The organism is Paenibacillus swuensis, from assembly GCF_001644605.1.
In the GTDB taxonomy this organism is placed as follows: Bacteria; Bacillota; Bacilli; order Paenibacillales; family DY6; genus Paenibacillus_N; species Paenibacillus_N swuensis.
In genome coordinates this window covers 3456103-3483088 of the sequence record NZ_CP011388.1, presented here as the reverse complement: position 1 = coordinate 3483088, position 26986 = coordinate 3456103, and the positions used below count along the sequence as shown (strand labels likewise).

At 44.5% G+C, this 26986-nt stretch carries 30 protein-coding genes and 1 tRNA gene; 13 read left to right on the top strand and 18 right to left on the bottom strand.

What is annotated here, in order from left to right:
• Window positions 1-25: 25 nt before the first annotated feature.
• Complete coding sequence (locus tag SY83_RS15365; RefSeq protein WP_068608091.1) at window positions 26-376, top strand: hypothetical protein; 351 nt, start codon at window positions 26-28, stop codon at window positions 374-376.
• On the opposite strand, the gene gndA is transcribed toward SY83_RS15365, so the two are convergent.
• The 3 genes from gndA to SY83_RS15350 form a co-directional block, all read right to left on the bottom strand.
• Window positions 357-1769, bottom strand: coding sequence for an NADP-dependent phosphogluconate dehydrogenase (gene gndA / locus SY83_RS15360; RefSeq protein ID WP_068608089.1), 1413 nt, complete (start codon window positions 1767-1769; stop codon window positions 357-359). The two genes, SY83_RS15365 and gndA, sit on opposite strands and share 20 nt — an antisense overlap.
• A gap of 141 nt (window positions 1770-1910) precedes the next feature.
• Complete coding sequence (locus SY83_RS15355; RefSeq protein WP_068608087.1) at window positions 1911-3479, bottom strand: gluconokinase; 1569 nt, start codon at window positions 3477-3479, stop codon at window positions 1911-1913.
• Window positions 3480-3644: 165 nt separating this feature from the next.
• Complete coding sequence (locus SY83_RS15350; protein WP_068608085.1) at window positions 3645-4241, bottom strand: hypothetical protein; 597 nt, start codon at window positions 4239-4241, stop codon at window positions 3645-3647.
• A 279-nt stretch (window positions 4242-4520) separates the two neighbouring features.
• Between SY83_RS15350 and SY83_RS15345 the strand changes: the two genes are divergently transcribed.
• From SY83_RS15345 to SY83_RS15330, 4 genes are all read left to right on the top strand, one after another.
• Entirely contained in the window at window positions 4521-5144 is a 624-nt protein-coding gene (locus SY83_RS15345; RefSeq protein ID WP_082882563.1) for a YktB family protein, read from the top strand.
• Window positions 5145-5311: 167 nt separating this feature from the next.
• Complete coding sequence (locus SY83_RS15340; RefSeq protein ID WP_068608079.1) at window positions 5312-6061, top strand: ABC transporter ATP-binding protein; 750 nt, start codon at window positions 5312-5314, stop codon at window positions 6059-6061.
• Window positions 6051-7088 carry an ABC transporter permease gene (locus SY83_RS15335; RefSeq protein ID WP_068608076.1) on the top strand — a complete coding sequence of 346 codons (1038 nt, stop codon included), beginning with the start codon at window positions 6051-6053 and terminating at the stop codon, window positions 7086-7088. Before SY83_RS15340 ends, SY83_RS15335 begins: the two co-directional genes overlap by 11 nt.
• A 24-nt stretch (window positions 7089-7112) precedes the next feature.
• The gene (locus SY83_RS15330; RefSeq protein ID WP_068608073.1) at window positions 7113-7799 is read left to right on the top strand and encodes a TetR/AcrR family transcriptional regulator; all 687 of its coding nucleotides are present in this window, start codon (window positions 7113-7115) and stop codon (window positions 7797-7799) included.
• A gap of 69 nt (window positions 7800-7868) precedes the next feature.
• Here SY83_RS15330 and SY83_RS15325 read toward each other — a convergent pair whose 3' ends face one another.
• From SY83_RS15325 to SY83_RS15305, 5 genes are all read right to left on the bottom strand, one after another.
• Window positions 7869-8831: an ABC transporter permease gene (locus SY83_RS15325; protein ID WP_068608069.1), complete on the bottom strand. Its 963-nt coding sequence runs from the start codon at window positions 8829-8831 to the stop codon at window positions 7869-7871.
• Window positions 8832-9908: an ABC transporter permease gene (locus SY83_RS15320; RefSeq protein ID WP_068608066.1), complete on the bottom strand. Its 1077-nt coding sequence runs from the start codon at window positions 9906-9908 to the stop codon at window positions 8832-8834.
• Window positions 9901-11442, bottom strand: a complete 1542-nt coding sequence (locus SY83_RS15315; protein ID WP_068608063.1) for an ABC transporter ATP-binding protein — start codon at window positions 11440-11442, stop codon at window positions 9901-9903. The genes SY83_RS15320 and SY83_RS15315 overlap by 8 nt, the downstream gene beginning before the upstream one ends.
• 114 nt (window positions 11443-11556) lie before the next feature.
• A complete protein-coding gene (locus SY83_RS15310; protein WP_068608061.1) occupies window positions 11557-12606 on the bottom strand; it encodes a BMP family lipoprotein in 1050 nt (349 codons plus the stop codon).
• Window positions 12607-12881: 275 nt separating this feature from the next.
• Window positions 12882-14051: an MFS transporter gene (locus SY83_RS15305; protein ID WP_068608058.1), complete on the bottom strand. Its 1170-nt coding sequence runs from the start codon at window positions 14049-14051 to the stop codon at window positions 12882-12884.
• A 216-nt stretch (window positions 14052-14267) separates the two neighbouring features.
• Here SY83_RS15305 and SY83_RS15300 point away from each other — a divergent pair, with 216 nt between their 5' ends.
• Together SY83_RS15300 and SY83_RS15295 are read left to right on the top strand one after the other, a co-directional pair.
• Complete coding sequence (locus SY83_RS15300) at window positions 14268-15740, top strand: aminotransferase class I/II-fold pyridoxal phosphate-dependent enzyme (protein ID WP_068608057.1); 1473 nt, start codon at window positions 14268-14270, stop codon at window positions 15738-15740.
• A gap of 47 nt (window positions 15741-15787) precedes the next feature.
• The gene (locus tag SY83_RS15295; protein ID WP_068608054.1) at window positions 15788-16213 is read left to right on the top strand and encodes a DUF1885 family protein; all 426 of its coding nucleotides are present in this window, start codon (window positions 15788-15790) and stop codon (window positions 16211-16213) included.
• A gap of 90 nt (window positions 16214-16303) precedes the next feature.
• On the opposite strand, the gene SY83_RS15290 is transcribed toward SY83_RS15295, so the two are convergent.
• The gene (locus SY83_RS15290) at window positions 16304-16600 is read right to left on the bottom strand and encodes a DUF1292 domain-containing protein (protein ID WP_068608053.1); all 297 of its coding nucleotides are present in this window, start codon (window positions 16598-16600) and stop codon (window positions 16304-16306) included.
• 98 nt (window positions 16601-16698) lie between these two features.
• The gene (locus SY83_RS15285) at window positions 16699-17277 is read right to left on the bottom strand and encodes a stalk domain-containing protein (protein ID WP_068608050.1); all 579 of its coding nucleotides are present in this window, start codon (window positions 17275-17277) and stop codon (window positions 16699-16701) included.
• A 263-nt stretch (window positions 17278-17540) separates the two neighbouring features.
• On the opposite strand from SY83_RS15285, the gene SY83_RS22825 reads away from it, so the two are divergent.
• Window positions 17541-17708, top strand: coding sequence for an aspartyl-phosphate phosphatase Spo0E family protein (locus SY83_RS22825; protein ID WP_082882562.1), 168 nt, complete (start codon window positions 17541-17543; stop codon window positions 17706-17708).
• A gap of 35 nt (window positions 17709-17743) precedes the next feature.
• Here SY83_RS22825 and SY83_RS15280 read toward each other — a convergent pair whose 3' ends face one another.
• Entirely contained in the window at window positions 17744-17956 is a 213-nt protein-coding gene (locus tag SY83_RS15280) for a hypothetical protein (RefSeq protein ID WP_157279873.1), read from the bottom strand.
• A 158-nt stretch (window positions 17957-18114) separates the two neighbouring features.
• Here SY83_RS15280 and SY83_RS15275 point away from each other — a divergent pair, with 158 nt between their 5' ends.
• Window positions 18115-18864 (top strand): MBL fold metallo-hydrolase, encoded by a 750-nt coding sequence (locus tag SY83_RS15275; protein ID WP_068608045.1) that lies wholly within the window; start codon window positions 18115-18117, stop codon window positions 18862-18864.
• Window positions 18865-18927: 63 nt separating this feature from the next.
• A complete protein-coding gene (locus SY83_RS15270) occupies window positions 18928-19164 on the top strand; it encodes a DUF3892 domain-containing protein (protein ID WP_068611131.1) in 237 nt (78 codons plus the stop codon).
• A gap of 32 nt (window positions 19165-19196) precedes the next feature.
• Here the strand turns inward: SY83_RS15270 and SY83_RS15265 are convergent, their stop codons facing one another.
• From SY83_RS15265 to SY83_RS15250, 4 genes are all read right to left on the bottom strand, one after another.
• The gene (locus SY83_RS15265) at window positions 19197-19637 is read right to left on the bottom strand and encodes a GNAT family N-acetyltransferase (RefSeq protein ID WP_068608040.1); all 441 of its coding nucleotides are present in this window, start codon (window positions 19635-19637) and stop codon (window positions 19197-19199) included.
• Window positions 19638-19658: 21 nt separating this feature from the next.
• On the bottom strand, window positions 19659-20111 hold the full coding sequence (locus SY83_RS15260; RefSeq protein WP_068608037.1) for a divergent PAP2 family protein: 453 nt from the start codon (window positions 20109-20111) through the stop codon (window positions 19659-19661).
• A 66-nt stretch (window positions 20112-20177) separates the two neighbouring features.
• Window positions 20178-20360 (bottom strand): hypothetical protein, encoded by a 183-nt coding sequence (locus SY83_RS15255; protein ID WP_068608034.1) that lies wholly within the window; start codon window positions 20358-20360, stop codon window positions 20178-20180.
• 18 nt (window positions 20361-20378) lie between these two features.
• Window positions 20379-20732 (bottom strand): hypothetical protein, encoded by a 354-nt coding sequence (locus tag SY83_RS15250; protein WP_157279872.1) that lies wholly within the window; start codon window positions 20730-20732, stop codon window positions 20379-20381.
• Window positions 20733-20906: 174 nt separating this feature from the next.
• On the opposite strand from SY83_RS15250, the gene SY83_RS15245 reads away from it, so the two are divergent.
• Window positions 20907-20979: transfer RNA gene (locus tag SY83_RS15245), tRNA-Val, on the top strand.
• Window positions 20980-21076: 97 nt separating this feature from the next.
• Here the strand turns inward: SY83_RS15245 and SY83_RS15240 are convergent.
• Window positions 21077-21280: a hypothetical protein gene (locus tag SY83_RS15240; RefSeq protein WP_068608018.1), complete on the bottom strand. Its 204-nt coding sequence runs from the start codon at window positions 21278-21280 to the stop codon at window positions 21077-21079.
• Window positions 21281-21499: 219 nt separating this feature from the next.
• Between SY83_RS15240 and sugE the strand changes: the two genes are divergently transcribed.
• On the top strand, window positions 21500-21820 hold the full coding sequence (gene sugE, locus SY83_RS15235; RefSeq protein ID WP_068608016.1) for a quaternary ammonium compound efflux SMR transporter SugE: 321 nt from the start codon (window positions 21500-21502) through the stop codon (window positions 21818-21820).
• Between the two features lie 84 nt (window positions 21821-21904).
• Window positions 21905-22873, top strand: a complete 969-nt coding sequence (locus SY83_RS15230; protein WP_082882561.1) for an RluA family pseudouridine synthase — start codon at window positions 21905-21907, stop codon at window positions 22871-22873.
• Between the two features lie 44 nt (window positions 22874-22917).
• Here the strand turns inward: SY83_RS15230 and SY83_RS15225 are convergent, their stop codons facing one another.
• Both SY83_RS15225 and SY83_RS15220 read right to left on the bottom strand, forming a co-directional pair.
• Window positions 22918-26025: a PAS domain-containing hybrid sensor histidine kinase/response regulator gene (locus SY83_RS15225; RefSeq protein ID WP_231891264.1), complete on the bottom strand. Its 3108-nt coding sequence runs from the start codon at window positions 26023-26025 to the stop codon at window positions 22918-22920.
• Window positions 26026-26055: 30 nt separating this feature from the next.
• Complete coding sequence (locus SY83_RS15220; RefSeq protein WP_157279871.1) at window positions 26056-26904, bottom strand: alpha/beta hydrolase family protein; 849 nt, start codon at window positions 26902-26904, stop codon at window positions 26056-26058.
• Window positions 26905-26986 lie beyond the last annotated feature (82 nt).

Here is a 26986-nt window from a genome sequence, read left to right as displayed (position 1 = left end):
TAACTCTGCCTTTGGGGGGCTTATCATGCCATTTAAAGATTGGACAGGCGACTCGCAATCCGCCCGATATGAGCAAATCTTTCATCCGGATCATCCTCTGTGTAAAGAAGATATGTTGTGGATGCTTGAATTTATCAAAAAAAAGGTGGCTGATGAAGACCCTGAAATTACAAGTCTGTCTCAACCACGCTTATTAAAAAACTTTTACTATTTCGCTGAAATCGCCACTCTATTGCTTCACAGCCGACTCGGATCAAGTCCGGAAGCAGGCCGGTTGCGAGATTGGTTAACCGAGGCGTCTCACGGAATGCATCCGAATCCGGCCCCTTTGGAAGCACAATCGGACAAGTTTATTCTTAATTTTCCATCCAGTTAAAATGGAATTTACCTTCTTTATCCAAGCGTTCGAATGTATGAGCACCGAAGTAATCGCGTTGCGCCTGTAACAAGTTCGCCGGTAATCTCTCCGAACGGTAGCTGTCGTAGTAGGACAGAGCACTTGCGAAAGCTGGAACCGGAATACCGCGAGTTACTGCAGTAGCAACCACGTTACGCCACGCATCTTGATAGTTCTCGATAATGTTGTTGAAATATTCATCAAGCAACAAGTTATTGAGCTCCGGATTGCGATCATAAGCATCTTTGATGTTCTGTAAGAAGCGCGCACGGATAATGCAGCCTCCACGGAAAATCATAGCGATTTCACCGTATTTCAGGTTCCATCCGTACTCTTCGGAAGCGGCTCTCATCTGAACAAAACCTTGTGCGTAAGAGCAGATCTTGCTCGCATACAACGCTTTACGAACGGATTCGATGAACGCTTTCTTATCTCCGTCGAAAGGCTGCACTTGCGGGCCGCGCAACAATTGACTCGCCTTAACGCGCTCTTGCTTCATGGCGGATAAGAAGCGGGAGAATACGGATTCCGTAATAATGGAAAGCGGAACGCCAAGATCCAGGGAGCTTTGGCTCGTCCACTTGCCGGTACCCTTCTGTCCGGCTGCGTCTAGAATGACATCCACCATCGGCTTACCGGTTTCCGGATCTTTCTTGGAGAAAATATCCGCTGTAATTTCAATCAGGTAGCTATCCAGCTCACCTTGATTCCATTCTTTGAAGATTTCATGCAATTCGTCCGTGGACAAACCTGCAACGTCTTTAAGCAGTTGGTACGCCTCGCAAATCAGCTGCATATCTCCGTACTCGATACCGTTATGCACCATTTTCACATAATGGCCGGCGCCATCCGGTCCGATATAAGTGCAACAAGGATCATCGCCAACTTTGGCGGATATGGCAGTTAAGATCGGCTCAACAAGAGCATATGCGGATTCTTGACCTCCAGGCATGATGGAAGGACCTTTCAGTGCGCCTTCTTCGCCGCCCGAGACGCCTGTTCCTATGAAACGGATTCCCTTCGCTTCCAGTTCTTTGTTGCGGCGTTGCGTATCCGGGAAGTACGCGTTGCCTCCGTCAATCAGAATATCGCCTTGATCCAGGAAAGGAAGAAGCTGCTCAATTGTGGAGTCCGTTGCTTTACCTGCTTGAACCATGATCAGAATCTTGCGCGGAGACTCCAACGATTCAACAAATTCCTCAATCGAATATGTACCTGTAAGATTCTTGCCTGCCGCTTCTTCGACTAAATCCTTCGTTTTCTCCGGGGAACGGTTAAACACCGACACGGTAAAGCCTTTGCTCTCAATATTTAGCGCCAGGTTCTTACCCATTACAGCTAAACCGACAACACCGATTTGTTGCTTCGACATGTTCAACATCCTTCTTTCTTCTATCCATATTATAGTTTCTCAATGAACCCATGTCCCTATTTTACACTGTTAACGCACAGAAGTGAACTCCTTGTCCGCGAAACCGCCGATAACAATTGTCAATATAAGCGATTGATATCTCTAATCCTGACGTTTCTGAAATGCGCTAATCGCTGCAAAGGGTTGTTGAAGCTGCCAATAAACATTTTCGTAAATTTCAAAAAGTTCCTTATACACCTCATGCGCCTTCGCATTCGGCTCATAACGCTCGGTAGTGCGTATCCAATGCTCGGATTCCGCGACGGATACAGTTTTCCCCAATGCGGCAAGGGCTAACCGAGCCGCGCCGACACCGGAGCTCTCGACGGTGTCCGGAACCGTCACCTGCACGCCGCTCACGTCGGCGAGCAACTGACACCAGAACGCGGACCGGGCGAAGCCGCCGGATGCGCGAAGTTCCCGGGCCGGGCCTCCCGTTTCCTCGAGCGCGTTAATTACCGAAGCCATTCGGTAAATGACGCCCTCGAGGACGGCCCGGACCATATGAGGCTTGCCGTGGCGCAGCGACAAGCCGAAAAAAGCGCCGCGCGCATCCGCGTTGTAATGCGGCGCGCGTTCTCCCGCCAGGAACGGAAGGAAGATTAATCCTTCCGATCCCGGCGATACCGAAGCGGCGAGTTCCGTCAGCCGCTTGTAAGGGTCCTCGCCCGCGAGGCGGGCTTGCTCCGCCTCCAGCGTGGCAAGCTGGTCGCGGGCCCAGCGGAACATGATGCCGCCGTTGTTGATGGCGCCGCCGACCACCCACATGCCCGGTAGCAGCGCGTAACAGAACAGCCGGGCTCGAGCATCCGCGATCGGTTCAGCGACTACGCCCCTGACCGCGCCGCTGGTTCCGATGGTAACGGAATAAACCCCCGGTTCATAACACCCCGAGCCTAAGTTCGCAAGAACGCCGTCGGCCGCGCCAAGGATGAACGGGGTCGCCGGAGAAATGCCCATCGCTGAAGCATATTCAGGCTTTAGGCCTGTTACAATATGCGTTGTAGGAACAGGCTCTGACAACTGTTCCGCAGAGATCCCCGCGGCTTGCAACGAATCGGCATTCCATTGCAGATCTCTCAGATGAAATAATCCCGTTGTACTGGCGATCGAATAATCGATCAGGTAACTACCGAACATTTTGGCAAACACATACTCTTTAATTCCAATAAATTTATAGGCAGCTTGAAACAGCTCCGGCTCATGATCTTGAAGCCACATCAGTTTCAGCAGGGGTGACATCGGATGGATGGGGGTCCCGGTTTGTTCGTATATCCGCTTGCCGTCATATTGCTCCATCAAGATGGTTTTATAAGCACTGCTCCGGTTGTCTGCCCAGGTCATCATTGGCATTAGCGGTCGTCCTTCACGATCCACAGCAAATATGGAATGCATCGCTGAACTAAAGGATACGCCCGTCACTTGATGCGGCATGATTTGAGCGGTCCTGACCACCTCTGCCACTCCATGGAGCACGGCCCCCCATATTTCTTCCGGATCCTGCTCAGCATAATCGGGTTGAGGCGTATGGAGGGGATAACCGACAGAATGAGAAGCCGTGATGAATCCGTCATGCCTAACGGCCAAAGTTTTCGTTGAGGTTGTTCCGATATCAACGGTGACAATATACCTTGCTTCCGGAGATACTGTACCCAGGGACAAAGTGGACATACGCGTGTTCCTCTCTTTCTTGATTCTGCTAACACAACAGTATACCCTTCTCATAACAAAAAAGAAATAAATCACAAAAAAAACAGCGCATAGACTGCGCCGTCAAGGTATTTAAACTATGGAGGAGGAAATAACGCGTTAGTTAAAGCCGATGCTTCTGTTAATTTAAATTTCGAGTAACAGCATTTCTTGACGAAGGATCATGAGATTTTCTTTAATCCGGGTGGATTGCTCTTCTTCCTGAGCTTGCATGGCTTCAAAGAGATTAGCCAACTCATAATCAAGCTCTAACCTTAACACTTGTATTCGTTCCTCAGCCCTCTTTGATTTGAACGCTTCCATCATTTCCTGCGCCGTAATCAGAGGCTCCTTCTGAAACAGGATCTTATGCTCCACTCCCGAGATTTCAACAAGTCGAATTAATTCACCAAACATGATACTTTCAATTAGTATTTGTCTGTCTTTGAAGCGTTTAACAACGGCGTGACCGCGTGTGTCTCCGATCATCTTCTCCATGATTTCAGCGAGTTTCTCATCTTTAAAACTGTAATCCCCGACAATCTTGAAGCGATTCTGAATACGTTGAAACTTCAATTTCACCAGTTTACGTCCAGTACGAACGGATATGATGAACTGGTGTTCACTCTCGTTCCAATACAAGGAATACCCCTCTTGAATCAAATACTTGATAAAATTCTGGATTAGCCGGCGATCAAATCGCAACTCCAGGTTGCAATACTCCACTTCGTAGCTTCGGTTCACGGCAATCCCTCCCGGATATTATCGCTTCTTCTCTTGTGTTATCGGGCAACGTGAAAACTCCAGAATACGTGTGAAACTTATATTGACTGAATGTTCTGATAATTTAACTCTTTATATTATAGTATACGCGAATTCCAGTTTTAGCAACTTGAATATGGCCTATTTTTTCATCTTGGAGATTATTGTTTACGATCCGTACATTTGTCTTCCGCGAGGACTGTGGTATGATATTTCTATCTTTGTCTATTTCAACATCTAAAGCTAAAGGACTGAATCTCATTGACTTTTACTGGATTTACATCACACGACTTCTCCACATTCACGATTGAGGGGCTCGAACCCCGTATGGAAGCCATTCGTACCCGAATTCAACCGAAATTTGCGCAAATTGGAGCTGCTCTTAAGGATGAATTATCTATGATGGCCGGAGAAGAAATGTTTCTGCATATTGCCCAGCATGCCCGTCGCAAAACCAATGCGCCTGTGGATACATGGATGGCTTTGGCCGCTAATAAACGAGGTTATAAGCAACACCCCCATTTCCAGGTTGGCCTGTTTGATGATCACATATTTATATGGCTGGCCTTTATTTATGAGTTGCCGAACAAGCAAGGCATTGCCAATCAATTTATGAAGAACATCAAAGTACTAAACAACACTGTTCCGGCGAATTATGTACTTTCTTTTGACCATATGAAGAAAGACGCTACCGATTTCGGATCTCTAGGTAAAGCTGGCCTAAAGCAAGCGTTACAACGATTTCATGATGTGAAGAAAGCGGAGCTGTTAATCGGAAGACAGATTAAAGCAGATGATGCCGTATTGCAAGACGGACAAGCGTTCTTGGAGTTGGTGCGTTCCACTTATGAAACTTTAATACCATTATATAAGCTTGCGCATTGAGAATAATGACTTTATACACCGATTGTCATCGGGGTATAAGGTCATTTTTTATTTACCATAATACAGAGTGAGTGGATACTCATTTACAGTTAGCAGAATAGGAGTTATACTTCTATTATAATAGTGAGTGATTACTCACTTATATTATTCAAAGGAGTGAATATAATATGAATGAAGTTAAAGCAACCATCCCTGATGTAATCACTGTAGAGAATGTCTCAAAATCATATGTGACGACGGCTGTTCTCAAAGATATCAATATTAACATACGTTCCGGTGAAATTTTCGGTTTGTTGGGTCCATCGGGCTCCGGCAAGACCACGCTAGTGAAGCTGCTTGCCGGCATTGCCAGCGCAACAACGGGGGAAGTTCACGTATTGAATTCAAAGATGCCTGATTTGTCAATAATGTCACAAATCGGATATATGTCACAAGGCGATGCTCTGTATCATGATTTATCCGCACGCGAAAACTTGGAGTTTTTCGGCAGTATATACGATCTTCGAGGCGAAGTCCTGAGCCGTCGGATCAATAATGTGATGAGTTTAGTGGATCTCACCGCCCATCTTAACCGACCCGTACATTTGTTTTCCGGGGGAATGAAGCGAAGATTATCTTTGGCTATAACCTTGTTACATGAACCTGAATTTCTTATTCTGGATGAACCTACAGTGGGGATCGACCCCATTTTGCGGAAATCCATTTGGAATCGATTAAAGGAACTATGCCTTTCGGGTACAACCCTTTTAATCACCACACATGTCATGGACGAGGCGGAACAATGTCATCGAGTAGGTATGATTCGGGACGGCCGACTTCTGGCTGTGGGAACACCTGAGGAATTACGAAACACTGCCCAAAGCGATACGATCGAAGAGGCATTTATACACTATGGAGGAATTCGTCATGAGAATTAAATCCTTGATTTTGCGAATCATCCGACAGTTTATCCGGGACAAACGCACGCTAGCTTTAATGTTTATGGCCCCTTTACTTGTATTAACTCTAATGTATGCCGTATTCAACAGCGACCCTTACCGCCCTGTTGTCGGTCTAGTGAACGCACCTGTGACTGTGCAAGAGAAATTCGCTGAACAAGGTGTTGGGGTGCAGCATTATCAAACTCCAGATCTTGCAGAACTGGCATTGAAAGAGCGTAACCTCGATGCTTATATTCATTTTGGAGCGAACAAGGCGAACCCTGAAATTATACTTGAGGGTAGTGATCCTGCTGTTAATCGAAACGTTCTGTCCCTTGTCCAGCAAGCACTCACTCCCGCTTCCGCCGCCGATTCTGCGAACATTAAACCCCACATTGAATATTTACACGGTGGGCCAAAGCTTACGGCTTTTGATCATTTCGGACCTACACTGATTGCTGTCTTTTCATTCTTCTTTGTTTTTTTGATTGCGGGGGTTTCTTTCTTACGAGAACGAACCGGAGGTACACTGGAACGATTACTCTCAACACCTATTCGCCGATACGAAATTGTACTCGGGTATATCGCAGGCTTTGGGTTCTTTACAATCATACAGGCTATGATTATTGTTGGGTATTGTATTGGTGTTCTCAACATCTTCATGTCAGGATTGATGATCACGGTTCTCCTGATTACGATGTTATTATCGTTGACTGCCCTAACACTAGGCACCCTGTTATCAACTTTTGCCCAAAACGAGTTTCAGATGATTCAATTTATACCGCTAGTGATTGTACCCCAAATTTTCTTCTCTGGACTGTTTAATTTATCAACCTTGCCGGAGTGGCTGCAACTCTTCGCTCATCTAATGCCGCTTTATTATGGAGCAGGCGCCCTTCAGGATGTTATGATACGTGGTTTAAGTTGGTCTGCTATTGCTACAGAGCTCGCGGTGCTCTTATTATTCTCTTTATCTTTCATGATATTAAATGTACTTGCACTAAGGAAACATCGCAGGATCTAATTTTGCGCAAAAAGGAGTAATACCATGTCCGGATTTCAATATTCACACGATACCTCAGAATCTTGGCTTCAAGAATGGATCCTGCACTACAACACGGAAGGGAAAATGACCGATAAACAAGCTCGAATCGTGCAGGCTGCCATTGAAACTTTTTCCGATAAGGGATTCGCCGGATCATCAACTAGTGAAATCGCTCAGAAGGCCGGAGTTGCGGAAGGCACCATCTTTCGTCATTACAAAACGAAAAAGGATTTACTGTTCTCAATCGTCGCTCCTTTTATTTCCAATATGCTGGCCCCCTTGTTCATTAAAGAATTTACCAAAGTATTAGATGAAAAATACGAGAATTTTGAAGCTTTTCTAAGGGCTGTCATAGCCAATCGAATTCAGTTTGTCCGCAGCCATTTGCCTTTGCTAAAGATTCTGCTTCAGGAAATACCATTTCAACCGGAGCTCGCACGGATTCTTAAGGACCAAGTTTCGAAGCAGGTTCTCTCCAGATTGCTTCATATTGTGGAGCATTTCCAGGATCAAGGCCAAATCAGGCAAATGGAGCCTGTTACAGCCGTGCGTTTACTCGTATCGTCCATACTTAGTTTTGTCATTGCAAGATACCTTCTGGCTCCCCAATTTCATTGGAAAGAAGAACAGGAGATTGAAGATACTGTACGCTTTGTCATCATGGGTTTGCAGCCTGACGATAAGGAGTAGCTTTTACGGAGTAAACGAAAAAAGAGTCATCAGGATATTCTACTGATGACTCTTTTTTGAAGGTTTTCCTTATCGCTTACCCGGATCGTATGGCTCACCCAACGCCGAAGGTGCTTTTGCCCGACCTACCGCGCCAACCAGTACGATTATGGTTAGGACATAAGGCATCATGTAGATGAATTCGGACGGGATCTGCTTAGTAATATCAAACAGCTGCAAGAAGTTCTTCAGGGCACCTTGGGAAAATCCGAAAAACAAAGCAGCTCCAAGTGCGCCAATCGGGTTCCATTTCCCGAAGATCAACGCGGCTAAGGCGATAAAGCCTTGGCCGGAAATCGTGTTGTGCGAGAAGTTACTTGTTGTCGTTAACGCAATCGTTGCTCCGCCTAAACCCGCTAACGCGCCGCTGAGCAACACACCGATATAACGCATTCGAAGCACTTTAATCCCCATGGTATCCGCCGCGCTTGGATGTTCCCCTACCGAGCGCAACCTTAATCCAAACGGAGTACGGAACAACACATACCATTGTACGAATACAAGAATTAACGCGATGTAAGTGGTCGGATAGGTATTGAACAATGCTTGTCCGATGATGGGAATATCCCCTAAAAGCGGAATTTTAAATTTAGAAAATACTTCCTTAATGGTTTCGGTTTGGCCGGAACCTTCAAACAGTAATTTCACCAGGTACAACGTGGTACCGCCTGCCAAAAAGTTGATAACCACGCCGCTTACAACTTGATTCGCTTTAAAAGTTACGGAAGCAACGGCGTGGATGAGAGAGAATAACACGCCGAACAGCATCCCAGCAATTAATCCGACCCAAGGTGTAAATCCACCCATGCCCGCTTCTTCGGCATATAAGGATGCTACGGCTGCAGCAAAGGCTCCTGCGACCATTAACCCTTCCAACCCTATGTTAACCACACCGGAACGCTCTGAGAAAATACCGCCTAGCGCCGTAAATATATATGCTGTGGAAAAAATTAATGTAATACTCAATAACTGGCCAATTGTATTGATATCCATTTAAGCCACCTTCTCTTTCTTGCGCTTAGCATAAAAGGGAATCAGCAACCATCTGACGATTCCTTGCGCAGCAACAAAGAAAATAATGGAGCCGATGACGATTCGGATAATTTCGGGTGGTACATCCGCGCCAAAACTCATTCCGGCAGCACCGTATGACAGTCCGCCGAACAGAATCGCAGCAAGGACGACCCCGAACGGATTGTTCATGCCCAGCAAGGACACCGCGATGCCATCGAATCCATAACCGGGCGAAGCGGCGGCGTTTGTTTGATATTGAAATACACCAAGCACTTCAAATGTACCGGCTAAACCTGCAAATACGCCGCTTATAAACATGGCTTTAATAATGTTGCGTTTCACATTCATACCGGCATATTGTGCTGCGTCGGCATTATGACCGACTGCGCGCAATTCATAACCTTGTTTGGTCTTCCACAGAATGATATAAAATACAGTGGAAGCCAGTAAGGCTATAACGGTTCCCCAGTGCATTCGGGCTCCGCCAAACAGATCAATCAGCAAGCTCGAACTGATCGAGGCGTTCTCATGAATCATAGTTGTTCGCTGTTGCCCTTTCTCCAGCAAGAAGGTTACCACAATGTAATTGGACAGATATAATGCAGTCCAGTTTAACATGATGGTGGTGATTACTTCATTAACGCCGCGTTTGGCTTTCAAATAACCTGCAATGGCTCCCCACAAGCCGGCAGCAATCGCTCCGCCTACCATCGCAACTACCGCATGAAGAAGAAAAGGTAAGTTTAACTTAATCCCAATAAAGGTAGCTGTAGTCATCCCAATCATGAATTGGCCTTCAGCACCGATATTAAATAAACCCGAACGAAACGCGAACGCTACTGACAATCCCGTTAATATAAGCGGGGTCACCGCCCTGATTGTCTCTCCCAAATCATATGATGATCCAAAAATCTGCTGAAGCAGGGAACTGTAGGCTTTAATCGGATTATAACCGCCGATCAACATAATGATCGCCCCGAAGATCAGACCAAGAAGGATTGCCACGAGGGGATAAACCGCGCTGTCCTTAACAAATATGCGAAAAAATTTATTCATGCGCGGCCACTCCTTCCTCTCTGCGGCTACCTGCCATCAGTAGGCCCAATTCTTGATCGTTCGTTTCGTGAGGCAATACAACTCCTACGATTTGGCCTTCATATATGACGGCAATGCGGTCTGATACATTCATAATCTCATCAAGCTCGAAGGAGATCAGCAATACAGCTTTGCCCTTATCACGTTGAGCAATCAATTGTTTATGAACAAACTCGATGGCACCTACATCCAACCCACGGGTAGGCTGCGCCGCAATAAGCAAATCCGGATCTTTGTTAATTTCGCGAGCTATAATCGCTTTCTGCTGGTTACCTCCGGACAAAGATCTTGCGCTTGTATAGATATCCGGCGTACGCACATCGAAATCCTTCACAAGTTTTTCAGCATGTTTATTAATTTCCCCATAATTCAAAAATCCGTTACGATTGTATTTGTCATGGAAGTAAGTCTCCAGCACCATATTCTCGCTTACCGAGAAATCAAGCACTAAACCATGCTTGTGACGATCTTCAGGAATATGGGACAAGCCTGATTCAGAAATATGCCTTGGAGATTGGTCCGTGATCTCTTCGCCGTTCAGATGCACAGAACCGCCTTGAATTTTGCGCAACCCTGTTAAAGCTTCAATAAGCTCACTTTGGCCGTTACCGTCTACTCCCGCAATGCCAAGAATCTCTCCCCGTCTCACTTCCAGACTTAGCTCTTTAAGAACATTGATCCCTTGATGATTCGTGCATACCAAGTTGTTTACGGTCAACACGGGTTTTCCTGGAGTTGCCTGAGTCTTGTCCACTGAAAAGGACACATTGCGTCCAACCATCTTCTCAGCTAACTGTTTAGGCGTGGTTTCGGCAGTTTTTACGGTATCCACCACTTTGCCGCGTCGAATAATCGTACAACTATCGGAGATTTCCATAATTTCTTTCAATTTATGCGTAATAAGGATAATGGATTTGCCTTCTTGAACAAGCTTTCTCATGATGACAAGCAGCTCTTCAATTTCCTGAGGTGTCAATACGGCTGTTGGTTCATCAAAAATCAGAATATCTGCGCCGCGATAGAGCGTTTTCAGAATTTCTACTCTTTGCTGCATCCCTACAGTGATATCTTCGATTCTGGAATCCGGATTTACTTTCAGCCCGTACTGCTCAGACAGCGCCTTTACTTTACGGGAGGCTGTCTTGTAATCAATGTTAAGACCCTTTTTTGGCTCCATACCCAAAATAATATTCTCTGTTACTGTGAACGGTTGTACGAGTTTAAAATGCTGATGAACCATACCGATGCCTAATTCAATTGCTTTATTCGGATTATCAATTTCCGATGGATTCCCGTTTACGAAAATTTCACCTTCATCTTGACGGTAAAGACCGAACACGATGCTCATCAGGGTAGATTTTCCCGCACCGTTCTCACCTAATAGTGCATGAATCTCGCCTTTGTTAAGCGTCAAACTTATATTATCATTAGCCACTACACCCGGAAACCGTTTGGTTATGCCTCGTAGTTCTAGTACTGGAGCCCTATCGCTCATAAGAATCACCCTGAACATGAATTTGGTATAGGCCTTAGTAATGAAAGAACAAGGCCGGTTTCACAACCAGCCTTGTTTGGTCAGACCTGTAAAATTTTTTATGAAACTTGTAAATTACTCGGCAGGAACTGTGATGTCACCGCTGATAATTTTGGCTTTATAATCTTCTACTTTCTTTAACACATCTTCGGCTACATTCTTATTGTTTTCCGGAAGACCTACTCCATCGTCTTTAAGGCCCAAAGTTACGATCTTGCCTGCCGGGAACTCGCCGTCCACCAATTGTGTAGTGATGGTTTCAACCGCTGTATCTACACGCTTCATCATGGATGTTAAAGTAACTTCTTCGCCAAACTCTAACGATTGGTCTTTATCCACACCGATTACCCAAACCTTGGAACCCGATTTGGAACGGTCTGTTGCTTCGTTAAACACACCGTTACCTGTAGCGCCGGCCGCGTGGAAAATAATATCCGCTCCGTTGTCGTACATAGTAGCCGCTGCTGCTTTACCCGCATCCGGTTTACCGAAATCACCCACGTAGTTAATTAAAACTTCAGCATTCGGGTTAGCTTCTTTAACGCCAGCTACGAAGCCTTTCTCGAAACGGGTAATTACCGGAATTTCCATACCGCCGACGAAACCGATCTTGTTCGTTTTCGTTGTCAGACCCGCAACGATCCCCACTAGGTAAGAACCTTCATGCTCCGCGAATGTAACCGATGCAACGTTGGGTGCTTCAACAGCGTTGTCAATGATCGCAAGCTTGGCTTCCGGATTGTCTGTAGCGACTTTCTTGATTGCGTCTCCCATTAGGAAGCCGATACCCCAAGTCAGACTGTAACCGTCTTTTACGAATTTGTTTAAGTTAGGAATATAGTCTGGGTCCGATTTACTCTCTAGGTATTTAGTTTCAACACCTTTGGAATCGCCTACTTTTTCTAGGCCTTCCCATGCGCTCTGGTTAAACGATTTGTCGTTAACACCGCCGGAATCCGTAACGAGACCCACTTTGATGTCAGACTTCGGTGCGTTTCCGGCATTTCCGGCGTTTTCGCCAGTGTTCTTGCCTTCATTCGCTCCATTATTGTCCTTGCCGCAACCCGATAGAACAAGAACCAGCGCGATGATGGCAACTAGTGTAAGACTTGTCCACTTCTTCATAAGTAGATTACCCCCAGGTATGTTTTTTTAACACAAGAATTTTCCAACTATTTAAACATTTTCATTGGAAGAACTTGTGCACAAGATTCGATACTTATTATACTATCAAACTTTAAGAAATCAAATACATCTTAGAAGAAATTTGTGCTTTTGTGTAAGGTAAATTGACAGATAATTTAAATAATTGTAATAACCTTTTCTTAATTATGAACGTACGTTAAGTTTCTTTACATAGTTATTACAGATGCTTCATGATTATTCATAACCTAAACAAATTACCTATTCGAATAGGACTTTAAGTCCTTGCTTCGAATTACATAGAGGCTGACAAGGAATAAGGCCGCAACACAGACGACCGCGCTGACATAAAACGGAAGCTCCACGCTCATCCCGTACAATAATGCTGCCAAAAGCGGACCCCCGACACGTCCGAGGCTGTCCATGGACGAGCTCAGCCCTGATGCCGCACCCTGGCCGACCGTTGTCTTTTGGGTAATCAAAGAAGTCAAACAAGGCCGTAACAGCGCATTTCCGGCGCCGAACACCGATAAGTAGATCATGGCTGTAACTAGACTGTCTGAGAAGATCAGAAGAATAAAGCCAAGCCCCTGTAACAGAAAGCCGATGCGAATATACTTAGGCTCGTCCCCTTTTTTAATATACCTCCGCACAAAGCCTCCTTGAATTAAGGCACCTACAATCCCGCTGGCCAGAAACATATAACCGACATCCTCCGGCGTAGCTCCAAAAGCCTGCATCTGAAAAAATTGAAGTGTACCTTCCAAACCGGCCAGAGTAAATGTAACAAGAAACAACAAAATGTATAAATATTTAACGCTGCCCGTGAATGCCGCCCAACGGGATCCGCTTTTACCTGAAGGAGTTCTCTGATCCACAGCAAGGGACTCCTTTAATACCCTTACGATAAATACAGCTGTTATTAAAGAGATAACCGAAGCGGTAAAGAAAGGAACACTGTGACCGAACCGACTCAATATCCCCCCGATCGCCGGCCCGAAAATAAATCCCAAGCCGATGGACATGCCGACAACTCCCATCCCTTTCGTGCGGTTATCTTCGTTAGTTATGTCCGCAACATACGCGACCGCGCAGGCCGTGGTAGCCCCTGAGAATAATCCTCCTAGAATTCGCGAGAAGTACATCAAACCCAGGTTACCTGATGACAAACCAAACAATAAAAAACTGGCGCTGAAACCCAATACTCCCGCGATTAATACCGGTTTCCTGCCGATTCTGTCGGATAATGCTCCCCAGAATGGCGACACTACAAATGAAACGGCGGAATATGCCGCCAGCATGATGTTGAAATGGTACTCAGGAGCCCCGGTTTCCTGAACCATGACGGGAAGCAACGGAATCACGATTCCGAAGCCGATGAAAATCGTAAACAGCGTAAAGCCGATAATTGTCAGCTGTTTTCTCATTATGTATCTTCCTCTCTTGACTGTAGAACGCGATATACTGAGTAATGACCCTATCGTATCACAACTTTTTTGTGCAATAAAATGAACAATTGAAGAACCTTTACCTGAGGCTTTGTGTGCTTCATGATCCAGTGGCATTCAAGGGAAAAACTCCTTGCATTCCCCTTTATATTTGTTATAGTAACAACAGTATATTATGAAAGGAAGGGATGTTGGATGGACCACCGCCAGACACCCCTGTTCACCGCGCTGGTTAATCATGCGGCGAGCAATCCGGTACAATTTCATATTCCGGGACATAAGAAAGGCGCCGGGATGGATCAAGAATTCAGAAGCTTTGTAGGGGATAATGTATTGTCCATTGATCTCATTAATATAGCTCCTTTAGATGATCTGCACCAGCCTACAGGCGTTATTGAAGAGGCACAGCAACTGGCCGCTGACGCGTTCGGAGCCGATTATACTTACTTTTCGGTTCAGGGGACAAGCAGCGCGATCATGACCATGATTCTTGCAGTATGCTCACCCGGTGACAAGATTATCATCCCGCGGAATGTTCATAAATCCGTGATGTCCGCTATTATCTTCAGCGGCGCGAAGCCGGTATTTCTGTCTCCAGCACGCGACAAGAATTTAGGGATAGACCATGGTATCACATTGCGTTCCGTCAAGAGAGCGATGGAAAAGCACCCGGATGCCAAGGCTTTACTTGTTATTAATCCGACGTATTACGGCTTCTGCGCGAATTTGAAAGAGATTGTGGATCTCGTGCACTCTTTCAAAATTCCAGTCCTTGTGGATGAAGCTCACGGTGTACTCATTCATTTCCATGAGGAGTTGCCTATGTCCGCCATGGAAGCCGGTGCCGATATGGCAGCTACATCGGTTCATAAACTGGGCGGCTCCATGACCGGCAGCTCGGTCCTTAACGTAAAGAAAGGTCTTGTCAATCCGCAACGTGTACAAACCATCTTCAGTATGTTGACGACAACCTCCACTTCATATCCGCTATTGGCTTCCCTGGATGTGGCGCGTCGTAATTTGGCGTTAAACGGACGTGAAATGGCTGATCAAGCCATTTCTCTGGCGAAATATGCACGCGAGACGATTAACACGATTCCGGGACTTTACTCCTTCGGGGAAGAAATACTTGGTGACGAGGCCACGTTTGACTGGGATCCGACCAAGCTTTGCGTTCATGTGCGTAATTTAGGGATCACCGGCTATGAAACCGAGAATTTTCTTCGTGAGCATTACAATATTGAAGTAGAGCTAAGCGACATGTATAACATTCTCGCACTCATTACACCTGGTGATACGCAGGAAACCGTAGATATCCTGTTAACGGCTTTACGGCATCTTTCCAAAGTCAATTATAATATTAGAGAAGCCGGTGAATTGATTGTCAAGGTTCCGGAAATTCCTCACCTGGCCATTACACCAAGGGATGCTTTCTATGGGGATACCGAAGTTATACCATTTACAGAATCAGCCGACCGCATTATTGCGGAGTTCATTTACGTGTACCCGCCAGGCATTCCCATTCTTTTGCCCGGTGAAGTCATCTCCCAAGAGAATATCGACTATATTATGGAGCATGTACAGGTGGGACTACCCGTTAAAGGACCGGAAGATCGCAGCATTCAGAACATCAAGGTTATTTCGGAGCCGGGCGCAATTATTGGCTAATGGTCGAACAGTTACATGAAACACTATTCATGGGATGAGGTGTAAGCATGGGACAAAGCGCGTTTATCACATTGGCAGACGGTTCAGCAATCGAGACCATTACGCTGGACGAAATTAGATCTCACCTGCTTTACTATAGGGAACAGGCTGCTCTGACCGGCCAACAACTTGGTTGGGATTATGCGGAATCCGCTTTTCCCTACACGATTGAATCCAAGCCGGAAGGCGAAGGTTTATGGTTCTATCTGAAGGGCAAAACCCTGGCCTATCGCTACATCTTGTTTGGGATTGGAACAGAACTTGAAGAAGGCACGGATGTATTGAAATCTCATATCCAGGTGGTACTGCCCGATGATGCTACCCATGGCGATAAAGCGAAGGCTAACGAACTGTGTAAATTTCTTGCCAAGAGGCTTTCCGCTCGTCTTACCTTGTTCAATGAAAGAATTATGTATTTTAATTCACGCAAATAACTCAACAGACCCAGCTTTAACCACATTGGGCCATAAACCAAAAAAAAGCTAGCCGCGTAATCGGCTAGCTTTTTTTTATTCTGATAACGACTAAACGTTCTCGGATTCTTCAGCAGCAATCTGATTGTAGACAGCTACAACACGATTCCACTCATCTTCATCTTCAATACTTTCCAGGAAAGCCTCTTCGCCTTCTTCTTCGATTCTGAAGATCACGCCGTCTTCTTCCGGGTTATTCTTGTCCAAAAGCACCGCATAAACTTGCTCCTCAGATTCAAACGTATATACCATCACCATCTCATGTTCGTTTCCGTCCGCATCTGTAATGATGAAGACTTGATCCTCATGGTCGTGGTTGCAATTTTCATCGTGTACGTGTTCGCTCATTAAACAGCCTCTTTTCGAAATTTAATATGTAACACAGCGTATCGTACCATTATTGGGCATCGTCGGTCAATTTCCTCCGAAGCTTCGAATATCAACTCCTACTTAAGAGATCGGGACGTGATCACTTTCTGGGAAACCGTTTGATAGTCATGGTTGCGTGTCAGCTTCATTTGGTAATCAATCGTATACTTGCCTGTAAATCTGAAATCATAACTCATTTCCTTGGAACGTGTATTATACGTATCTTTCTGATCGGTAAATATAGTTTCCGGCACGATATCCGTTACCTTGCCATAAGGATCCGTTATGGTAACCCTGAAGGAATACACATCTGCCAAAAGATTGTCCGTCTGCGCAATAAAAATAAAATCCGCCTTTCCCCGCTCAACCTCATTAAAAATCTTATCTTTCTCGGCATCAATTAGAAACATATGAACATTAGGTTTGATGATTTGCACTTTCTTAGCTTCTTCGTTCCATGCGATTAACGCATGCAAAGATTCGGCCATCTCACGCAAGGATAACATCGTCTTTCCGTCTACGATAAGACCTGGATCCGAGGCTTCTCTGTTGTTAATTATGACACGAATCTGTTGGCCGATGGAGTCGGCAAAAACAGAAACCGTGCCGAACATGGAAAGTGCAAGAGTGAGGGTTATAATCCGTCTGAACTTCATGAGCCTACCTCCAAGTAGTTGTTCTTCTGCTATGTTATACTCCTTTGGAGGTAAAGAGTTGCGCTAAACTATGAACAACATAAGGTTAACGATAATTAACAAAATATTACCAAAGAATAACAATCATCGACAAAATTTTTAATATTACCATATCTAATAAATCTTTGTAAATATAAATTAACCCACCTAAATTTCTGTTTTCGGAAGTGTCATGACGTGTTACAATTATTATTATAATTCTTGGAAATAAAGGAAGATTACGAATGACTAGTCAGCCCGAATTATCCTGCGAAATCGACCAACTCAAGAAGCTTCTAGAAAATACTGCAGAGAAGTATAAGTACAATTTTGGCCACCCGCAGGTACTGGCAATCAGTCAGAAGCTGGATGGACTCATACTTAAAGTAATGAAGGATAAGACAATGATCTGAAGAATGGATTCGCAATAGAATCCATTCTTTTTTTATTATTTGTAAGCTCTGCCTTTCGTTAATATACAGGGCACTCCTTTTCCCACAACTCCCGGTTCACTCATCCGGGCAAGGTATTTCAGTCCCCGGGCGCATTGTGTTTTACAAACCGCGCATGTGTCCGAACCGACGACTCTCATATTGTGGATACTTTTATCCCCTGCAGGCATTTCCTTCTTCTTCGCCGCTTTCCCTTTTCCTTTTACCACGACCATCCCTCCAGCCTAGTTCCTTAACTATGATATGTGTTCCGGATGGCGTAGGTCCTCCGCTGACGCCTAATTTGTCTGTTCACAACGCGTTGGATATTCTTTTATTTCTCCACAAGAAATGTTAAATTAAGTGATACGAACCAAAGGAGGAAATCATGGGAATAACACTTGAAATGATGGGCACCGGCAGTGCTTTTGCCAAAAATTATTTTAATAATAATGCTCTTCTATATGTAAATGACGCAACGATCATGATTGATTGTGGGATTACAGCGCCCGCGGCACTTCACAAGATGGGGAAATCGTTCGGTGAAATCGATGCGGTGATTGTTACACATTTACACGCTGATCATATCGGTGGTCTTGAAGAATTTGCATTTCAGATGAAATTTCTTTATGAACGTAAGCCCAAGATTATTGTTCCTGAAGCGTTACTACATCCATTGTGGGAGAACTCCCTTAGGGCAGGACTTGAACAAGAAGGGATTCAATCCTTGGATTGTTATTTTGAAGTTTATCCAGTTAAGGAACGGGAACCTTTCGCGGTAACAGAGGGGTTAACGATTGAGTATACTCAAACCGAGCATATTCCCGGCAAGCTATCCTATTCATTGTTTATAGGTGAGCATACGTTTTATAGTGCAGATTTGCAGTTTGATTTAGCATTATTGGAATATGTTCATCATGAACGGAAATGCCGAACAATACTTCATGACTGCCAGTTGAGCCTCCCAGGTGTCGTCCACGCAGGGATTGATCAATTATTAACATTGCCGACAGACATTCAACGTAAAATTTATTTAATGCATTACGGTGACAACATGCCTGACTTCGAAGGGAAAACGGGCGAAATGCGATTTATTCGACAACACAAGACCATTGTAATTGAAAATGTAGAAAGCTGAATATATATAACATGTATGACCGGAGTCGCTTTGGGGGAACCTTTCTTGGAAGGGAGTGAGATCATGAACTCAGCTGAACGGGAAGAAGTTGTTGCTGTTCGTAAGAATGATGAGGGTGACATCATTGCATTCAAGTTTGCGACCGGACGCGAGGTAGACTACAAGGAAGCACAGTTGATGGCCAAAGCGGAACAGATCAATAATGTAAGCGTAATTAAAGGAAAAGATGGCGATGATCATTTGCGAAGTAATCCGGATGGAACAAAAGCTAACAATCTAGATCAACTTCCACTTTTCTAAAATAATAAAAAAGACCTCGAAAGAGGTCTTTTTTAAATAAATATTTTCTTCATTCGTACGTGGGGAATGCCCGCATCCAAAAAGGTTTCCTCGGAAACTACATGAAACCCTGCCTTTTCGTAGAAAGGGATCGCTTGGACTTGTGCATCAAGAACCGCGGAACGATATCCCTCTTGCTGTGCTCGTTGCTCCATAGATTCAAGTAAAAGATTACCGATTCCTTTACCACGATACTCTTTCAGAACCGCGATTCGCTGATATTTAGCCGCACCGCCCTCATATCCCCGAAGTCTCGCGGCTCCGATCGGTTGTTCCCCGTCCTTGATTAACACATGGTTACAATTCAAGGGAAACACATCAAATTCGTCTACTTCCAAATCCATTGGCACTTCTTGTTCTTTGACAAAAACTTCGGTGCGAACGTACAGACAATCATTAAGTTGAGCTTGTGTTTCGGCAAAAATCGTATTCAATTGTTCAGGCACCCCTTACGGTTAATTCAACGCGTAGGTCAATGCTCCGATTGCAGCGCCGACAACCGCGCCTGCGGCCACTTCTTCAGGCAAATGTCCCAGCATTTCCTTAAGCTCTTGTTCTCTCCGTTTATGATATATGCCTGGATGTTCTTTGGCAAGCCTTTCAAGCTGAATATCCATTTCGTTCACTTCTACCGCGATTTCTCCCGCGTGCCTTCGTATACCCATAGCATCATACATGACAATCACCCCGAATAAACTGCTCAAGGCAAAATCGACACTTTTGACACCTCGCTTCAGGCCAATATACGTGATCAACGCGCAGACACCAGCCGAATGGGAACTAGGCATCCCCCCTGTTGTCGCAATCTGACTTAAGTGAAGATGGCCGGTTCTGGCGTATCGAATTGGAATTTTGAGCAGTTGGGCGGTGGCTACAGCGGACAGTGCCGCAATTAATCCTCGATTCATCAGAATCACCTCAGGATTAGCATCGGAAGCTGGAAGGCGTTCTATGCTTTGAAAATAACGGCAGTTTCAGGAATGTTCCTTGAACGGTTTCGTGTTTGTACCTTTTGTGCGATTCAAAGCTTTATCACTGAGTTCAATGATATGTAAACCTGCGAATGACACTTCCAACTCCCGCAGTTTAATCTCCGCTCGTTTTTTGGTCATGCCTGATCCAAGCACCGTATCTTTATAAGCTATGTAAAAAGCCATATGCATGCCGCCCTTATATCATCGTTTATGATTATGCTTCTGTAGCACGTTGCTGAATCGTTCTTCAATTTCAAAGCGGCTGAACTGTTCTGTTACATCCGAAGATTTAATTTCGGACTGTATGACCTTACGTGTAAAACGGACCTGTGTTTCATATCCGATTTCGGTTACAGCAAACTGTCCATCCTGCTTCAGCCATAGTTCATGAAACTTTTCTGAGCCGTCTGTACTCGGTTTTAATATGACAAAGTAAGCTTTCATAGGCAATCTGGGATCACCGGGACGTTGCTCTAATAAATTCCCTGTTGAGATAGGATTTGAAAATATAACGATTTTTGATACTTTACGAATGAGTAAATCTAAAGTTGTCATAGTCTAAAATACCTACTTTTTCCATAGAGTATATCTATTATAATTGAAACAACCAAGATATGACACTAATTTAATATAGTATATGTCTTTTTGTGACTTTAGTCTCATGTTTTTTAAATAGATTGACTTCGAACGTGAGAGTTGATATTATATATTTTATCTTCAATTGGATTAGATCTGATAGCTCAGCTGGGAGAGCACCATCTTGACAGGGTGGGGGTCACAGGTTCGAACCCTGTTCAGATCATAATAGGTTGTTAGTATAGTAAGAGTTAAAAGCCCCAATTATGGGGCTTTTAACTCTTATTTTCTGTACATTCACATGTAAGAGGTATTTATTAAGATTATCTACTGGATTTCCACTCTGATTTCATGACTTTAAAACCGAAATATACTGCAGCAACCAGGCCGACCAATCTCATAACATCCACAACAATCTCCTGCAGCCCCCATTCCCCTCCATCCAAAATCGACAATGCTGAAAATGGAGTAAACATCAACAAAAAGCCCACAAGAAATCCGCCAAATAAACCTAAGTTACCGTTCATGTGCCCGCATCCCTTCATAAATAGGTTTTTGAAATGCCCTATAGTATATTCAATGTTCGAAAGGACCGGCACGGCAATTAACGGATATAAAATCCCAGCTATGATGGAGAATGTTATGTATTTGGATAATCATGGTTCAGTTACATATTAATTCTTTTCATATTCCTAACCCTCCGAACAAAACCTATGGTTACGAGAAAGAAGGGAGTCGAATCCATTATGGCTTGGATTTATTTAGCGGTGGCAGGAGCATTAGAGATCATTTGGGCCGTTGGATTAAAATACACTCAAGGATTTACCCGTCTTATGCCTTCGATTATTACGGTATCCGGCATGGCGGTTTCTGTTTATTTCTTGTCACTTGCAGCGCGTACTCTTCCCATAGGAACAGCTTATGCGATTTGGACGGGCATTGGGGCTGTGGGAACGGTGATTTTCGGGATGGTTTTTTTGAAAGAGCCCAGCGATGCGTTACGAATCGTATTTCTTCTTGTCATCGTTGGCGGAATTGTCGGGTTGAAATTTACATCCGGACATTAGAAGAGGTACACCTTCAGGTGTGTTTGTTTTTTGCAAGCCGCATGGTATAGTTGATTTATTATTTAACTGAGGAGATTCATGTTCATGCATAAGAAACCAAGAAATCATAAGGTCCCCGCTTATTCTCAGACCCGGCCGAAATCCACACCTCCACTGAATAAACCGCATTCTTCCAAGAACGTTAAACAATTCACCGTCACGGAACCATCAGAATTACTGACTTTTCTGTTGCAGGCTTTATCGGGAACTGGACGGAATTCCATTAAATCCATGCTGGCCCGGGGACAAATATCAGTAAACAACAAATCGGTCACACTCTATAACCATCAACTAAATCCGGGAAACATCGTATCCATTAGCACTGAGAAAATGGTCGAATCGGCCCCCTTGCTAGGACTCCACATCCTTCATGAAGATGAAGATCTAATCGTTATACATAAAGATCATGGCCTTTTGTCAATTGCTTCGGATAAGGAAACGGAAGTTACTGCCTATCGGCAATTAACAGACTATGTTAAAAGCAAAAATCCCTCCAATCGAATTTACGTTGTTCATCGTCTGGACCGGGATACCTCCGGCGTCATGTTGTTTGCAAAAAGTGAAGAAGTCAAACACCGGCTGCAGGAAACCTGGAAAGAGACAGTAGAAGAGAGATCCTATGTGGCATTGGTTGAGGGATTGGTACATAAAACAGAGGGAACCATAACTTCATGGCTTAAAGAGAGCAAAACACTGAAAATGTTTTCAAGCCCATACCCAAACGACGGACAGCATGCCGTAACTCATTACAAAAGATTGCAGTATAACAAACAATATACTTTACTCGAAGTTCATCTCGAAACAGGCCGAAAAAATCAAATCCGCGTGCACATGCAAGATATCGGGCATCCCATAAGCGGCGATAAGAAGTATGGAGCCAAAACGAAAGAGTTGGGCCGCCTTGGGTTACATGCTCGCATCCTTTCGTTCACACACCCTACTACCGGTAAATTAATGCGGTTTGACACGGACATTCCAAAGATTTTTCTAAGACCGTTTCGAACTACGCCATAGTCTCAAATGAGAAGCCCGGCATATACCCATGCCGGGCTTCTTTATTATTGCAAATGTTGTGCACAGACCTTCAAGACTCGCTCCACTTCATTAAACTTAACTGGTTTGCTTATAAACTCTTTCATACCGGCCTTCAAACACATCTGTCGATCTTCTTCTTGGGCGAAAGCCGTGACCGCGCATATAGTCGGCAGGCTCCCTACAGGAAACTGCTTTTTAATATTAGCAGTCGCTTCCAATCCATCCATGACAGGCATTTGGATATCCATAAATATTAGGTCATACTGTTTATTCAATGCAGCCTCCACGGCTTCGGCACCGTTAACCACAACGTCTGTCATGTATCCCAACCGCTTAAGGATGGCCACAAAAAGCTTGCGATTTACAGGGTGGTCCTCTGCTAACAGGATTTGGAGCGGACCAAACTTCCCTGAGCTATGAGAGATCTCAGCCGGTGAAGGCAACATTTCTTTAGAAATTGGATTCGTCTCAGCATAGTTTAAATTCTCCCAGAGTTTACTGCTAAGTGTAAAGTAAAACTCTGATCCTTCGCCTTCCACGCTTTCCACTCCGATTGTGCCTCCCATGAGCTCAACAAGCTTTTTGCAAATAGCAAGGCCCAGCCCCGTCCCTCCATATTTACGATTGATGGCCGGATGAAGTTGGGAGAAGGAATGAAACAGCAAGTCCTTCTTGTCACTTGGAATGCCGATTCCTGTATCTTTCACAATGAATTGAATAGCGATACGACTTGGGTCCACCGATACAGTCCGGTTTACCCTTATCGAAATATAGCCTTTGTCTGTAAATTTAATAGCGTTACCGACCAAGTTCACAAGTACTTGTCGAAGTCTGGAAGGATCGCCCATGATGATCGGCGGAATTTCCTTATCCATTTCGTAATGAATGCTTAAACCCTTATCTGCCGCTTTAGGGGCAAATAGTTCCGTGACACTGTAAAGTAAAGTGTACAGTTCTATAGGTTCGTGTGTAAGCGTCATTTTGCCTGCTTCAATTTTGCTGAAATCCAGAATCTCGTTCAAAATGTGAAGTAACGCGTCACCGCTTTCCTGAATAATACCTATATAACTTTGTTGTTCTTCAGACAACTGGGTTTCCGCCAGCAGACCCGTCATTCCGATGACCCCATTCATCGGTGTTCTGATTTCATGGCTCATGATGGCCAGAAATTCAGACTTCGCCCGATCCGCCTGTTCAGCCGACTCCTTAGCCTTAATAATTTCTTTCTCCGTGGTGATGTCACTGAATACAATAACAGCCCCTTTACGGATTCCTTTGTCAAATATAGGGGTAACTTGATATTTAACGAGAAAGCTGGAGCCGTCCTTACGCCAGAATACGGCCTCGCTTTTCTCAAGAAATAGTCCATCTCTGACGGCACGTTGAATTCTGGAATCTCCATCTTTATATTGAGATCCGTCAGATCTCGTCTGTTGGATAGACGCCAGTTTGTGGGTATCAATGAGTTCCGCGGGCTTATATCCCAGCATCGCGGCTCCTGCTGGATTTATAAACATTCCCTGACCGTTCGGAGCAACGCCGAATATGCCTTCGGAGACCGAGTTTAATATAAGTGTATGCTGGTAACTCATCTTCTCGATTTCTTCCACATAAATTTTCCGTTCTGTGATGTCCCTGGAAATTGCCATAATTTCCTGTACCGAACCTAGTTCATCAAATGTGTATCTGCAAGTGGTTTCAAACCACAGGTATTCCCCGCTTTTCCTTCGGAAACGGAATGTAACTGACTCTGCACCTTTACCTAAGAAGGTTTCATCCAGAAACAGCTTGACGCTTTCCACGTCATCCGGATGAATATAACCTAATCCGCTCGTACCGATCATTTCCGCGGGTTCATAACCGAGCATCGTTTGGCATACCGGAGAAGCAAACAGAAATGTTGCCATTTCATCGACTTTATGTCGGGATATGAAGTCCATGGAATATTCAGAAATTAATCTGTAATTCTGTTCTCTCTCTCGAAGTTTATCTTCCATTAAAATACGCTCTGTAATATCTTGCACTAGACCAACGACATAAATAGCTTCACCAAGTTCGTTCTGGGTCACTTGCCAATGCCCTTGAATGAATTTTATGCTAGAATCGGGCAATACAATCCGGTAGATTAAGCTAGAGCTTTTCCCATGTAATAATGTTTCAGAAATACTATTGCTTACATATTCCAAATCCTCGGGGAGAATGCTGCGCATAAATAAATCAGGCTGTTCCACGACTGCGGGGAAGGTATACCCAAAAATGCGTCTTAACTCCTCGGAAAATGAAAGCTTGGAATTTACGAGATCCCAATCCCAAGATCCGATTTGGGCAATACGCTGCGCTTCGGATAACGTTTTCTCGTACTTGATTCGCTCGGTGACATCCCTTGCGATCGTCAGCACTTTATCAATTCGCCCTGCACGATCTCTAATGATTTGAAATTTAGTTTCAATCCACAGATAATGACCGTCTTTGTGACGTACTTTACGAACAAACATTTCACCTTGTTCAGAAAACAAAGTTTTTTTATCAATCATCGTGGAAACGTGTTCGGGATGATAAAATTGTTTGCGATTTTTGCCAATAAGTTCATGGGGCTCATAACCCAACGCCTTCTTCACGGAAGGTGAGACATATAAGATCGTCCCGTCCGGTGAGCTGTAAGATATAATATCCTGAACATTGTAATGGAAAAGGGTGTTCAGGTCAGCATTATCAGGTAAACGATTCTCAATCATTTTCTTATCCGTAATATTCTCCATGTGCAAAATTAACTGGTTTGCATTGGAAGTGTTCTCATCCGGGTCAGCCAGCAACGAAACATGCAGACAGATCCAAATGATATGGCCATCTTTGTGAATAAGCCGAACTTCATGCTCCAACGGGTTCTTCGGATGCCGTAAGACGGAGTTTGTCAATCTATTTTGTATTGTCTCAGTCCAATCCTCTGTAAACGTATATTGCGCGAACGGACTGTGAAGTAATTCGTCACTTGAATAACCAATCATAGAACATAATGCTTGATTGATTTGGAACATATGCCAGTCTTCTAACGAGACAATCGCTAGTCCCATTGGCGACTGTTGGAACAAGGTCTGAAAAGAATATATATTTCCCTGCGAATACGCGTTCACGGACAAGCCTCCTAAACATCACTACAGCATTTATACCTTATCCGTGTTCGGTTGAACCATGAAGGCCACCGTTTCAGCAATAGCCGTTTCCAAAGCTTCCGTCGTGCCTCGAAACGGATGTACGGTACCGAACGTGTGATTCCCGCCGGCTACAGTCAATTGTCTAATTGCGGGCTGGTTGTTGAGTAAATCCTTTCTACCGCGCTTTAGCCGCTCAAAGTCCTCATCCCCTTGAATGGCTAGGACGGCAATCTCTAATCCTTTACTTCGCTGAATGAGGTTGTATCGCTCCTTGTTCAAGTCTAGATCTTCAATAATTTCAACATCTAACGGCATCTGCTGCTTCGTTCTGGCATTCTCAACATAGCTTCTGCCTTCTTGGCGCATCTGTTCCACCTGCTGTTTCGTGAAAATCCCCTCAGGCTCAGTAACACCGTTCCAAGTTACAATTCCGCTGATTTCCTCGGGTTGATCCAATCCATAGAGCAAGGCAACCGCACCGCCGCGGCTATGTCCCAATAAATAAATACGAGAGTTACCCAGCCCTGAAAATAGGGGATCTTTCTCTTTCCTAAGGCTCTTAATCAACACATCCAGATCTTCTAATTCACGAGCATACGTATTACGCGCGAATTTCTCTAACTCATCAAATGAATCTCCTAAAGCCCCCACCCCATTATGTGAAAAATTAAAAATGATTACATTGACATGTTTTGCGAATGAACCAGCTGCATAAGGAAAGAAACCCCAATCTTTGTACCCTTTATATCCATGGCAAATGATCAAGGTGATTGGGGATGGATTTACCTCCGCTAGGAGCAGATTGCCTCGAATGATCCGTTCTGAACCCACTTCAATCTGAAAAGAACTATTCATCATATCCCTCCGACATTTCTTATTTATGGGTATTATACAGGATAGGAATGCAGAAAGCCCGTGGAATGACTAATTCCACGGGCTT

Coding starts and splice junctions, on each gene's coding strand:
- SY83_RS15275 (WP_068608045.1), top strand. CDS start 18,115: ATGGGAATAACACTTGAAATGATGGGCACCGGCAGTGCTTTTGCCAAA.
- SY83_RS15295 (WP_068608054.1), top strand. CDS start 15,788: ATGGGACAAAGCGCGTTTATCACATTGGCAGACGGTTCAGCAATCGAG.
- SY83_RS15285 (WP_068608050.1), bottom strand. CDS start 17,277: ATGAAGTTCAGACGGATTATAACCCTCACTCTTGCACTTTCCATGTTC.
- SY83_RS15230 (WP_082882561.1), top strand. CDS start 21,905: ATGCATAAGAAACCAAGAAATCATAAGGTCCCCGCTTATTCTCAGACC.
- SY83_RS15290 (WP_068608053.1), bottom strand. CDS start 16,600: ATGAGCGAACACGTACACGATGAAAATTGCAACCACGACCATGAGGAT.
- SY83_RS15220 (WP_157279871.1), bottom strand. CDS start 26,904: ATGATGAATAGTTCTTTTCAGATTGAAGTGGGTTCAGAACGGATCATT.
- gndA (WP_068608089.1), bottom strand. CDS start 1,769: ATGTCGAAGCAACAAATCGGTGTTGTCGGTTTAGCTGTAATGGGTAAG.
- SY83_RS15335 (WP_068608076.1), top strand. CDS start 6,051: ATGAGAATTAAATCCTTGATTTTGCGAATCATCCGACAGTTTATCCGG.
- SY83_RS15270 (WP_068611131.1), top strand. CDS start 18,928: ATGAACTCAGCTGAACGGGAAGAAGTTGTTGCTGTTCGTAAGAATGAT.
- SY83_RS15250 (WP_157279872.1), bottom strand. CDS start 20,732: ATGACAACTTTAGATTTACTCATTCGTAAAGTATCAAAAATCGTTATA.
- SY83_RS15330 (WP_068608073.1), top strand. CDS start 7,113: ATGTCCGGATTTCAATATTCACACGATACCTCAGAATCTTGGCTTCAA.
- SY83_RS15340 (WP_068608079.1), top strand. CDS start 5,312: ATGAATGAAGTTAAAGCAACCATCCCTGATGTAATCACTGTAGAGAAT.
- SY83_RS15315 (WP_068608063.1), bottom strand. CDS start 11,442: ATGAGCGATAGGGCTCCAGTACTAGAACTACGAGGCATAACCAAACGG.
- SY83_RS15320 (WP_068608066.1), bottom strand. CDS start 9,908: ATGAATAAATTTTTTCGCATATTTGTTAAGGACAGCGCGGTTTATCCC.
- SY83_RS15260 (WP_068608037.1), bottom strand. CDS start 20,111: ATGAATCGAGGATTAATTGCGGCACTGTCCGCTGTAGCCACCGCCCAA.
- sugE (WP_068608016.1), top strand. CDS start 21,500: ATGGCTTGGATTTATTTAGCGGTGGCAGGAGCATTAGAGATCATTTGG.
- SY83_RS15325 (WP_068608069.1), bottom strand. CDS start 8,831: ATGGATATCAATACAATTGGCCAGTTATTGAGTATTACATTAATTTTT.
- SY83_RS15240 (WP_068608018.1), bottom strand. CDS start 21,280: ATGAACGGTAACTTAGGTTTATTTGGCGGATTTCTTGTGGGCTTTTTG.
- SY83_RS15355 (WP_068608087.1), bottom strand. CDS start 3,479: ATGTCCACTTTGTCCCTGGGTACAGTATCTCCGGAAGCAAGGTATATT.
- SY83_RS15255 (WP_068608034.1), bottom strand. CDS start 20,360: ATGGCTTTTTACATAGCTTATAAAGATACGGTGCTTGGATCAGGCATG.
- SY83_RS22825 (WP_082882562.1), top strand. CDS start 17,541: ATGACTAGTCAGCCCGAATTATCCTGCGAAATCGACCAACTCAAGAAG.
- SY83_RS15365 (WP_068608091.1), top strand. CDS start 26: ATGCCATTTAAAGATTGGACAGGCGACTCGCAATCCGCCCGATATGAG.
- SY83_RS15305 (WP_068608058.1), bottom strand. CDS start 14,051: ATGAGAAAACAGCTGACAATTATCGGCTTTACGCTGTTTACGATTTTC.
- SY83_RS15300 (WP_068608057.1), top strand. CDS start 14,268: ATGGACCACCGCCAGACACCCCTGTTCACCGCGCTGGTTAATCATGCG.
- SY83_RS15310 (WP_068608061.1), bottom strand. CDS start 12,606: ATGAAGAAGTGGACAAGTCTTACACTAGTTGCCATCATCGCGCTGGTT.